General features: G+C 69.3%; 4 protein-coding genes. 3 read left to right on the forward strand and 1 reads right to left on the reverse strand.

Features of this window, described 5'->3' with window-relative positions:
- Positions 1-8,234 (reverse strand): SDR family NAD(P)-dependent oxidoreductase (locus ACIOJD_RS26305; protein ID WP_401918065.1); only part of this gene is annotated, 8,234 nt, incomplete at its 3' end.
- Positions 8,235-8,650: 416 nt separating this feature from the next.
- Between ACIOJD_RS26305 and ACIOJD_RS26310 the strand changes: the two genes are divergently transcribed.
- The 3 genes from ACIOJD_RS26310 to ACIOJD_RS26320 are packed head-to-tail and all read left to right on the forward strand — an operon-like array spanning position 8,651 to position 11,965.
- Complete coding sequence (locus tag ACIOJD_RS26310; RefSeq protein ID WP_401918067.1) at positions 8,651-9,862, forward strand: cytochrome P450; 1,212 nt, start codon at positions 8,651-8,653, stop codon at positions 9,860-9,862.
- On the forward strand, positions 9,795-10,604 hold the full coding sequence (locus tag ACIOJD_RS26315) for a WxcM-like domain-containing protein (protein WP_401918068.1): 810 nt from the start codon (positions 9,795-9,797) through the stop codon (positions 10,602-10,604). The genes ACIOJD_RS26310 and ACIOJD_RS26315 overlap by 68 nt, the downstream gene beginning before the upstream one ends.
- Positions 10,601-11,965 carry an aminotransferase class I/II-fold pyridoxal phosphate-dependent enzyme gene (locus ACIOJD_RS26320; protein WP_401918070.1) on the forward strand — a complete coding sequence of 455 codons (1,365 nt, stop codon included), beginning with the start codon at positions 10,601-10,603 and terminating at the stop codon, positions 11,963-11,965. The genes ACIOJD_RS26315 and ACIOJD_RS26320 overlap by 4 nt, the downstream gene beginning before the upstream one ends.
- Positions 11,966-11,987: the final 22 nt, after the last annotated feature.

Consider the following 11,987-nt stretch of genomic DNA (forward strand, 5'->3'; position numbering starts at 1 on the left):
ACGGTGGGGGTGGCCATGATGGTGGTGCCGCCTGCCAGGGCCAGGTCGCATTCGCCCCGGCGCAGTGACTGGATGGCGAGGTGCATGGCGACCAGCGATGACGAGCAGGCCGTATCCACGGTCAGGGCCGGGCCTTCCAGGCCCAACGTATAAGCCACCCGACCCGAGATCACGCTGGTCAGGTTGCCGGTGAGCAGGTGGCCGCCGAACTTTTCGGCGGCGTCGTGCAACTGGCCGGCATAGTCCTGTTGGGAAGCGCCCGAGAACACGCCGGTGCGGGTTCCGCGTAACATCTCCGGTTTGATTCCGGCCCGCTCCAGTGCCTCCCATGAGGTTTCCAGCAGCAGGCGTTGCTGGGGGTCCATGGCGGTGGCCTCGCGGGGTGAGATGCCGAAGAACTCGGGGTCGAACTCGGCTGCCTCGTGCAGGAATCCGCCCTGGCGTACGTAACTCTTGCCCGGGGTGCCGGGTTCGGGGTCGTACAGCTCTTCCACGTCCCAGCCGCGACCGGTGGGGAACGCGGAGATCACGTCCGTACCCGTGGCCACCAGGTCCCACAACTCCTCCGGAGAGGCCACTCCGCCGGGATAGCGGCACGCCATACCCACCACCGCGATCGGCTCCTCGGGATCGGCCACGGGCCGGATGGCCGTCCCTGCCGAACCTGCCGCGCTCGTGTCGGCGCCGAATAGTTCGTCGTGCAGGTGCCGTGCCAGAGCGGTCGGAGTCGGGCGGTCGAACAGCAGGGTGCTGGGGAGGCTGAGCCCAGTGGCGGCGGTCAATCGATTGCGCAGTTCAAGGAGGGTGAGGGAGTCGAAGCCGCTTTCCCTGAACGCCGTTTCCGGATCGATTGCCGCAGCCGAGCCGTGCCGAAGTACCTCGGCGGCCTTGGCACGCACCAGGTCCAGCAGTTCCCACTGTCGTTCCGCGATGGAGAGCCCCGAGAGCCCCGAGAGCCCTGAAGCCCCCGACCCCTCCGACAACCAGGTGTGTCCGCCGGCCGGCTCCTTTGCCCCGACAGGTTGGTCCGCCTCCGCCCGCGCGGCACGCGCCGCCGGGACACCGTCGAACAGTGGCCGGGACAGCCGGGATGCCGATCGGGTCAGGAAGGCGGCCCAGTCCACATCGGCGACGATCAGGGAGGTCTCGTCGGCGCAGACCGCCTGGTCCAGGATGTCGAGGGCCTGCTCCGGGGCCAGCCCCTCGATACCGTCCCGCTCGAAGGACCTCGCCCCCGTTCCGGCCGCCATCCCCGCGCCGGCCCACGGCCCCCACGCGATCGAGGTGGCGCGCTGTCCCCGCGCCGCCCGCCGCTGTGCGAGCGCGTCGAGCGCGGCGTTGGCGGCCGCGTAGGTGGCCTGACCGCCGTTGCCCCACACCCCGACGATCGAGGAGAAGAGCACAAAGGCATCCAGCGGAAGGTTGGCGGTGAGCTCGTCCAAGTGGCGTGCGGCAGTGGTCTTGGCGCGCAGGACGTCATCGATCCGCTCGGGGCCGAGCCCGTCGAGGACTCCGTCGCCGAGCACCCCTGCCGTATGCAGCACGGCGGTCAGTGGCCGGTCGTCGGGAACACCGGCGAGCAGGGCGGTCAGCGCGTTCCGGTCCGCGACATCGCACGCCGCGACGGTTACTTCGACGCCGAGTACGGTCAACTCCTCGACCAGGTCGTTCACTCCGGGGCCGGCGTCTCCCCGGCGGCTGACCAGCAGCAGATGCGGTGCTCCGGCGCGGGCAAGCCTGCGGGCTGCCTGCGCGCCCAGCGCGCCGGTGCCACCGGTGATCAAGACGGTGCCGGAGGGCTTCCAGTCGCGCCGCACGGGCCGTCCGGGTGCGGGCACCACACGGCGGACGAAAGCGCCGCAGGCGCGCACCGCGAGCTGGTTGTCCGGGGCATCCGCGACCAGCACGCCGGCAAGCGCGCGAAGCGCGGCAGGGGCCGGATCGACGGGCAGATCCACCAAACCGCCCCAGCGCTCGGCGAGTTCCACGCCCGCGACCTGACCCAGTCCCCAAAGCTGCGCTCCGGCGACGGAGGGTTCTTCGCCCGGCTGGGCGGCGACCGCACCACGCGTGGCGATCCACAGCGGGGCCATCGGCCCTGCCTCCGCCAGGGCTTGGACCAAGGCCACGGCGTCGACGAGGCGCGGCGCGGCGGTGGCGAGCCACAGAACGCGCGTGCACCGGGTGACCGCGTCACCGGCCTCGCCCGCCTCGCCCGCCTCAGCCGTCCGCAGCAGCCGCGCGATCGTCTCCCGGTCGGCACCGACCGGAATCCCCACGCTGTGGACATCGGTCCCGCGAGCGGTGAGTTCGCGCTCGATACCGACGGTGAGTCCGGCGTCCGCCGGGTCGTCCGGTACGAGCATCAGCCACCGCTCCGCCGAGCGTACGGTGCCTTTCTCGGCCGCGGCCTGCCAGGCAACGCGGTAACGCAGTCGGTCCGTCACCGATGCCTCGCTCGTCCCGGATACGTCACGGGCGGTGGGGGCAAGGGCAGGGTTCAGCCAGTAGCGGCTGCGTTGGAAGGCGTAGGTCGGCAGGTCGGTTCGCTGGGCTCCGCTTCGCTCGTAGAGGGTTGACCAGTCGACGTCGTCTCCTCGTACGCCGATGGTCGCGACTGTCTCCAGCAGCGAATCCCACTCCGGTCGGTTGCGGCGGAGTGTGGGGAGGAGGAGGGGTGGTGCGTTGGTGGTCTCGAGGTTCTGATCGGTCATGGCGGTGAGGGTGGCTTGGGGGCCGATTTCGAGGTAGATGGTGGCGCCGTTGGTCTGGGCTGTGTGGAGGGCGTTGGTGAAGTGGACTGTGGTGCGGGCGTGTTCGACCCAGTAGTCGGGGGTGGTGGGGTCATGTTCCGTGACGGCACTGGGGATGAAGGGGGTGTGAGGCGGGTGGTAGTCGATGGTTTCGGCGGTTTGGCGGAGTTGGTGGAGTACGGGGTCCATGAGGGCGGAGTGGAAGGCGTGGGAGACCTTCAGCCAGGTGGTGCGGATGCCCTGTGCGGTGAGCTGCCCGGAGATCGTCTCCAGCGCTGCGGTCTGCCCGGACAGGACGATTGACGTCGGGCCGTTGACGGCCGCTATCGACACCGGCCCAGCCGCCTGCCCGGTCTCGGTGAGCAGGTGGGTGACGTGTTCTTCGGTTGCTTGTACGGAGAGCATGCTCCCGCCGGGAGGCAGTGCGCTCATGAGTCGGCCTCGTGCGGTGACCAGTCGTGCGGCGTCGTGGAGGGTGAAGATGCCGGCGGCGTGGGCTGCGGCGATTTCGCCGACGGAGTGGCCGAGGAGCATGTCCGGCCGGACACCCCGCCTGGTCAGGGTCCGGTAGAGGGCGGTCTCCAGCGCGAAGAGTGCGGGCTGGGTGTATTCGGTCTGGTCCAGCAGGTCTGCCGGTGACGGTGCGAACATCACGTCACGCAGAGACGGGGACCGGTTGGTGAGGTGGGTGTCGAGTTCCGCGCAGACTTCGTCCAGGGCGGTCGCGAACTCGGGATCCGAAGCGTGGAGTTCGCGTCCCATTCCTGCCCGTTGCGCTCCTTGGCCTGCGAAGAGCATGGCGGTGCGGTGGCCGCGTGTTGCGGTGCCGTGTATGACGTCGGGGGTCTGGTGGCCTTGGGCGAGGCTGTCCAGCCCGGTCAGCAGCTGTGTGCGGTCGCGTCCCAGGACGACTGCTCGTTCGGTGAAGGACGAGCGGGTGGTGGCCAGCGAGTAGGCCACATCCAAGGGATCGGCGTCGGTGTGTTCCAGATGGGTGCGCAGCCGGGCGGCCTGGCCGCGCAATGCCTCTTCGGAGCGGGCCGATAGCAACCATGGCAGGAGGGCGGGCGGTTCAGCGGTGGTGGTCGCCGTATCGGACGGTGGTGGTGGTTCTTCGAGGATGAGGTGGGCGTTGGTGCCGCTGACGCCGAAGGCGGAGACGGCGGCCCGGCGTGGACGGTCTTCGCGTACGGGCCACGGCCGCGCCTGCGTGAGGAGTTGGAGGTCGCCGGCGTTCCAGTCGATACGCGAGGACGGGGCATCGACGTGGAGGGTACGGGGCAGCGTGCTGTGGCGTATCGCCTGGATCATTTTGATGATGCCGGCGACTCCGGCAGCCGCTTGCGTATGCCCGATGTTGGACTTCAACGAACCGAGCCATACGGGCGTGTCCTGGCGGTCTTTGCCGTAGGTGGCGAGGAGCACCTCGGCCTCGATGGGGTCGCCGAGCGGAGTGCCGGTTCCGTGGGCTTCCACGGCGTCGATGTCCCCGGGGGCCAGTCCCGCATCGGCCAGCGCCTCACGGATGACCTTCTGTTGGGCGGGCCCGCTCGGGGCCGTAAGTCCGTTGCTGGCACCGTCCTGGTTGACCGCGCTGCCCCGTACCACCGCCAGCACCCGATGCCCCTGACGCCGCGCGTCCGAGAGGCGTTCAAGTGCCAGCATCCCGATGCCGTCCGACCACGCGGTGCCATCGGCATCGGCCGAGAACGGCTTGCACCGGCCGTTCGGCGCGAGCCCCCTCTGCTGGGAGAACTCCACGAACATGCCCGGCCCGGACATCACCGTGGCGCCGCCTGCCAGAGCCATGGTGCATTCGCCCCGGCGCAGCGACTGCACCGCCAGATGCAAGGCCACCAACGACGACGAACAGGCCGTATCCACGGTCAACGCCGGGCCGCGCGTGCCGAGTACGTAAGCGATCCTGCCCGAGGCCACACTCGCCGTGGTGCCAGTGAGCAGGTACCCCTCGTGGCCGTCCGCTCCTTCGTGCAGCCTTGGCCCGTATTCCGGCGCGACCGCGCCGACGAATACGCCGGTGTCGCCGCCCCGCAGCGACTCGGGGACGACCCCGGCATCCTCCAGAGCTTCCCATGAGGTTTCCAGCAGCAGGCGTTGCTGGGGGTCCATGGCGGTGGCCTCGCGGGGTGAGATGCCGAAGAACTCGGGGTCGAACTCGGCTGCGCCGTGCAGGAATCCGCCCTCGCGTACGTAACTCTTGCCCGGGATGCCGGGTTCGGGGTCGTACAGCTCTTCCACGTTCCAGCCGCGATCGGTGGGGAACGGGGAGATCGCGTCCGTACCCGTGGCGACCAGGTCCCACAGGCCCGTGCGCGAGTCCGCCCCTCCGGGGAAGCGGCACCCGACGCCGACGATGGCGATCGGGTCATCAGCCGGGGCTGCTGCGGTGACCGGGGTGGCCTGGCCGACCGAGGGCTCGCTGTGCGGAGTGCCGGCCAGGTGGTCGGCCAGGACGTGTGGCGTGGGCAGGTTGTAGACGAGCGTGGGGGCGAGCGTACGGCCGAGGGCCGCGCCCAGCAGGTCGCACAGCTCGACCGCGGTCACGGAATCAAGCCCCTGGGAAGTGAAGGTCCGATCGAGCACGACCTCCTCGGAGCTGTCGTGCCCCAGAACGGTCGCCGTGGTCTCGACGACCAGTCGGAGCAGCCGCTCAGGCGAATCGACCGAATTCGGCTCGGCCGTCAGGCGTGGTTCGTCGGCAGGGACGTCCGGGAGCGAGTCGGGTACATCGGCGGTGTGTGCCCCCGCAGGGGCAGCCTGATCACTGTCCAGCGCCTTTGCCCAGTAGCGGCTGCGTTGGAAGGCGTAGGTCGGCAGGTCGGTTCGCTGGGCTCCGCTTCGCTCGTAGAGGGTTGACCAGTCGACGTCGTCTCCTCGTACGCCGATGGTCGCGACTGTCTCCAGCAGCGAATCCCACTCCGGTCGGTTGCGGCGGAGTGTGGGGAGGAGGAGGGGTGGTGCGTTGGTGGTCTCGAGGTTCTGATCGGCCATGGCGGTGAGGGTGGCTTGGGGGCCGATTTCGAGGTAGATGGTGGCGCCGTTGGTCTGGGCTGTGTGGAGGGCGTTGGTGAAGTGGACTGTGGTGCGGGCGTGTTCGACCCAGTAGTCGGGGGTGATGGGGGCGTGGTGGGTGACGGCGCTGGGGATGAAGGGGGTGTGGGGTGGGTGGTAGTGGATGGTTTCGGCGGTCTGCCGGAGTTGGTGGAGTACGGGGTCCATGAGGGCGGAGTGGAAGGCGTGGGAGACCTTCAGCCAGGTGGTGCGGATGCCCTGTGCGGTGAGCTGCCCGGAGATCGTCTCCAGCGCTGCGGTCTGCCCGGACAGGACGATTGACGTCGGGCCGTTGACGGCCGCTATCGACACCGGCCCAGCCGCCTGCCCGGTCTCGGTGAGCAGGTGGGTGACGTGCTCTTCCGTTGTCCGTACGGAGAGCATGCCTCCACCCGGAGGTAGCGCGCCCATGAGTCGGCCTCGTGCGGTGACCAGTCGTGCGGCGTCGCTGAGGGAGAAGATGCCGGCGGCGTGGGCTGCGGCGATTTCGCCGACGGAGTGGCCGAGGAGCATGTCCGGCCGGACACCCCGCCTGGTCAGGGTCCGGTAGAGGGCGGTCTCCAGCGCGAAGAGCGCGGGCTGGGTGTATACGGTCTGGTCCAGCAGGTCTGCCGGTGACGGTGCGAACATCACGTCACGCAGAGACAGCGATGGGTTGGTGAGGTGGGTGTCGAGTTCCGCGCAGACTTCGTCCAAGGCAGCGGCGAACTCGGCATCCGAGGCGTGGAGTTCTTGCCCCATTCCGGCGCGTTGCGCCCCCTGGCCCGCGAACATCATCGCTGTTCCGCCACCCAGGTCGGCTGCGCCGACCCGCCCGCCCGCCGGGATCTCGCCGTCCGCCAGCTTGCCGAGGGCGGTGGCAAGTTGCTCGGTGTCGCCGCAGGGCAGTGCGGCGCGGTGCTCGAACAGTGTGCGGGTGGTGGCCAGTGAATACGCGACATCCCGTGGGGCCGCGCCGGTACGCGTCAGATGTGCACGCAGGCGTTCCGCCTGAGCCCGCAATGCCGTCCCCGAACGAGCCGACAGCAACAGCAGCGGCACCGCCGTCACCGACGTCACCGACGGCACCGACGGCACCGACGGCACAGCCGATTCCAACGGCGCCGCCGCCCCCATCTGAGGAGTCTCTGGCCCCTCCGGTGCCTGCTCCAGCACCACATGGCAGTTGGTTCCGCCCATGCCGAACGCGCTGACCCCGGCCAGCAGCGGGGCGCCGTCCGGACCTGGGCGGAGTTCGGCGCGGGCCGTCTGCACCTTCAGCCGGAGTTGCTCCAGCGGGATGGCCGGGCTGGGGGTGTCATGGTTCAGGGTGGCGGGCAGGGTGCGCTCACGCAGGCACAGCGCGGCCTTGACCAGCCCCGCGACGCCCGCGGCGCCTTCCAGATGACCGATGTTTGTCTTCACGGAACCCACCAGCAGTGGCGAGTCCGCCGCCCGCCCGGGGCCGTACACCGCACCCAAGGCATGTGCCTCGACCGGGTCGCCCACCGGAGTGCCCGTCCCGTGCAGTTCGACGAAGCGCACGTCCGCGGGGCGTACCCCGGCCTGGTCGCAGGCCGCCCGGAGCACCGCCTCCTGGCCCGCGCGGTCGGGGGCGGTCAACCCGGGGCCACCGCCGTCGTTGCCGGTCGCGGCGCCGCGTACGGTGCAGTACACCCGGTCACCGTCGGCCAGGGCGTCGGCGAGGCGCTTCAGTACGACGACGGCTCCGCCCTCTCCGCGAACGTAACCGTTGGCACGGGCGTCGAAGGTGTAGCAGCGGCCGTCGGGGGAGAGCGCGCCGAGCCGTTCCATGGCGGCCGATCCGTCCTCGGCGAGGATCAGGTTGACGCCTCCGGCGAGGGCGAGCCGCGACGTCCCGCCGCGCAGGCTCTCGACCGCGAGCGCCACAGCGACCAGCGACGACGACTGCGCGGTGTCGATCAGCAGGCTTGGGCCACGTGTGCCGAGGAAGTACGACAGCCGGTTGGCGAGCATCGCGCGCTGGAGTCCGGTGGCGGTGTGGGTGCCGACCGGCGCGCCGGCCCGGTGCAGCAGCGTGGCGTAGTCGTCGTTCATGGCCCCCATGAACACGCTCACCGCCTCGCCGCGCAGGGACCCCGGCACGATCCCGGCGTCCTCCAGCGCCTCCCAGCCCAGCTCCAGCACCAGGCGCTGCTGCGGGTCGGTGACGGCCGCCTCACGTGGTGACATGCCGAAGAAGGCGGCGTCGAAGTCGCCGGCTCCGTCGATGGTGCCGCGCCGCCGGCCGTCGGCCGCCCGGCCGATCGCCTCGCCTCCGGACCTCAACAGCTCCCAGAACTCCCCGATCCCGGGCGCGCCCGGGAAGCGGCAGGACATGCCGATGACGGCGACGGCATCGGTCCGGCCGTCACCGCCTTTCGCCATGAGGCCTTCGGACGCCGGCATTCTTCGCGAGTCACCATGCCCTGTCACAGAATTCCTACCTCCCTGTCGGTGCAACGGAAAGCCGTGGGAGAGCAGAGGTCAACGATCAGCGGCTGAATGTGTCAAGTCCCCGGTCAGGTGCCCTGGTTTCCTGGAGGTGTGCACCGTGCCGGTTTCCTGGAGGCGTGAACCAGAGCGCGTCCAGGGGAATCCAGGCGGGGCGGAAATTATGTCAGGTTCGTCTTGGCGGTGAACTTCGCGCTTCGTACGCTTCGCCGACGTCGAAGGACCTGAGAAGGACCTGAGAAGAACCTGAGTGGCTCTGTATCACCAGAGGTCATCACCAGAGGCCATCACCAGAGGTCATCTCCCCCGCGTACCACTTCCGCGTAGCGCAGCCGGATTCGCCCACACTACTTTCGTCAAGGAGCAGGTATATGGCCGAGGCCATGACAGAGCCGTTGGAGCTCAGCAAGGAGGCGAACGCTCAGGAGCTTCTGGAATGGTTCGCTTTCAACCGGACCCATCACCCGGTCTTCTGGGACGAGGGCCGCCAGGCTTGGCAGGTCTTCCGGTACGACGACTACCTGACGGTCTCGAACAATCCGCAGTTCTTCTCCTCCGATTTCAACGAGATCGCGACGACCCCGCCCGAGCTGGAGATGATCATCGGTCCCGGCACCATCGGCGCCCTGGACCCGCCCGCCCACGGCCCCATGCGCAAGCTGGTCAGCCAGGCGTTCACGCCCAAGCGGATGGCCGCCCAGGAGCCGCGGATCCGGGTCATCGCCGGGGAACTGCTCGACCGGGTACGCGGCCGGGAGACCATCGATGTGGTCGGCGACATCGCCTACACGCTGCCGGTGATCGTCATCGCGGAACTGCTGGGTATCCCGACCGACGACCGCGATGTGTTCCGCGGCTGGGTCGACACGCTGCTCACCAACGACGGCCTGGAGTACCCGAACCTCCCGGACAACTTCGGCGAGACGATCGCGCCCGCGCTGGGGGAGATGACCGAATATCTCCTGGGTCATATCCACGCCAAGCGCGAGGCCCCGGTCGACGACCTGATCAGCGGCCTGGCCCAGGCCGAACAGGAGGGCCGCCGGCTCACCGACGTCGAGATCGTCAATATCGTCGCCCTGCTGCTCACCGCCGGGCACGTGTCGTCCAGCACGCTGCTGAGCAATCTTTTCCTGGTATTGGAGGAGAATCCGCAGGCATTGACGGATCTCCGCGCCGACCATGAACTGGTGCCGGGTGCGATCGAGGAGACGCTGCGCTATCGCAGCCCCTTCAACAACATTTTCCGGTTCCTCAAAGAGGACACCGGAATTCTCGGCCCCACCATGAAGAAGGGGCAGATGATTATCGCGTGGAGCCAGTCGGCCAACCGCGACCCCGAGCACTTCCCCGACCCCGACACATTCGATATCCGACGCTCCGGCGGAACTCGGCACATGGCTTTCGGACATGGCATCCACCATTGCCTGGGCGCCTTTCTGGCGCGGCTGGAGGGCAAGGTGATGCTGGAACTCATGCTGGACCGGATCGAGAGTTTCCGTATCGACCACGGTGGTGCGCGCTTCTACGAAGCCGATCAACTCACCGCGAAGTACCTGCCCGTCCACATCGAGTGGCGCTGACCGGAGTCCCCGACCGGAGCCGTCGGTCGGAGTCCCCGACGACCGGAGTCCCCGACCGGGGCCATCGGTCGAAGTCCCCGGTCGAAGTCCCCAGTCGAAGTTCCCAGTCGAATTTCCCGGTCGAATTTCCCGGTCGAAGTTCCCGATCGAAGTCCCTGGCCGGAGCCCCCGACCGGAACCCCGGCCGAAGTCCCCGGCCGAGTCCCCGACCCGAGCCGTCGGCCCCAAGGGCCGCGATCCGTACCGGTCGCGGCACCGCGCCCGTCCCGAGAGGAGCGCCGAAATCGCCGAGAAGACAGCTGAGTCCTCCAACGCCGGTCAGGTCGGCAGGATCAAGCCGTGCCGGCTGATCAGGCTGGAGCAGCACATCGATCCGCGTGGCAGCCTCTCCGTGGTCGAGTCCGGCATGACCGTGGACTTCGCCATCGAGCGTGTCTACTACATGCACGGTCAGCCCGAGTCCTCGCCACCTCGCGGCCTGCACGCGCACCGCACCCTGGAACAGCTCGTCATCGCCGTGCACGGTGGGTTCTCGATCACCCTCGACGACGGATTCCAGCACACCACCTACCGGCTGGAGGAGCCCGGAGCCGGGCTCTACATCAGTCCCATGGTGTGGCGGGTCCTGAAGGACTTCGCCCCGGAGACGGTCGCCCTGGTCCTCGCCTCACGGCACTACGAGGAGTCCGACTACTACCGCGACTACGACACCTTCCTGCGCGACGCATGGAGTCTGAAGTGAATGTGGCCTTCCTCGATCTGGAAGCGGTCTACCGGGAGCTGCGGGCCGACATAGACGCGGCCCTGCGCCGGGTGGCCGCGTCCGGTCGCTATCTGCTCGGTGAGGAACTGGCGGCTTTCGAGGAGGAGTTCGCCGCGTACTGCGGCAACGATCACTGCGTCGCCGTCGGCAGTGGATGCGACGCGCTGGAACTGGCGCTCCGCGGGCTGGGGATCGGACCCGGTGACGAAGTGGTGGTTCCGGCGCACACCTTCACGGGCACCTGGCTGGCCGTCTCCGCCAGCGGGGCGCAGCCGGTCCCCGTCGACGCGTCCCCGGACGGGCTGTCCATGGACCCGGCGCTGGTCGAGGCGGCCATCACCGCCCGCACCAGGGCCGTGATGCCGGTCGACCTGTACGGTCACCCCGCCGACCTGGACCCGCTGCTGGCGATCGCCGAACGGCACGGGCTGGCCGTGGTGGAGGACGCCGCGCAGGCACACGGCGCCCGCTACCGGGGCCGCCGGATCGGCTCCGGTCAGGTGGTCGCCTTCAGCTTCTATCCCGCCAAGAACCTCGGAGCCATGGGCGACGCCGGCGCGGTGGTCACCGCGGACGCCGGCCTGGCCGAGCGGATACGGATGCTGCGCAACTGCGGCTCCCGCGAGAAGTACCAGCACGAGATACGTGCCACCAACGCCCGGCTCGACGAGTTCCAGGCCGCCGTACTGCGGGCCAAACTGCCGCGCCTGGACGCCTGGAACGCCCGCAGGGTGCGGGCCGCCGCCCGCTACACCCGCGCCCTGGGTTCCGTCGCGGGAATCGGCGTCCCGGTCACCGCCCCGTGGGCCGACCCGGTGTGGCATCAGTATGTGATCCGCTGTCAGGACCGCGACGCCCTGCAACGCGGGCTCCAGGCGGCCGGGGTGGCGACCCTGATCCACTACCCCGTCCCGCCACACCGGTCGCTGGCCTACGCCGATGACCCGGCCGGCGGACCGGACGGCAGCCATCCGCGCGCCGAACGCCTGGCGGCCGAGGTGCTCAGCCTGCCGATGGGACCGCACCTGCGGGACGACGAGATCGACTCCGTGGCGCAGGCGGTCCGTACGACGGCCGTGGGACTGCCCGGTTACGGGCCAACGCAGAACGGACTGGCAGCGTCAACGTCCCCTGATGGACCGGCAACGACCCGGCACTCAGCGTCAACGCCCCCTGATGGACCGGCAACGACCCGGCACTCAGCGTCAACGTCCCCTGATGGACCGGCAACGACCCGGCACTCAGCGTCAACGCCCCCCGACGGACCGGCAACGACCCGGCACTCAGCGTCAACGCCCCCCGACGGCCGCCGTCTCCCTCCAACGACGGAGAACAGATGACCGAGACCACGACAGGGCGCCC

This window comes from Streptomyces sp. NPDC088116 (assembly GCF_044741745.1).
Lineage (GTDB): Bacteria > Actinomycetota > Actinomycetes > Streptomycetales > Streptomycetaceae > Streptomyces.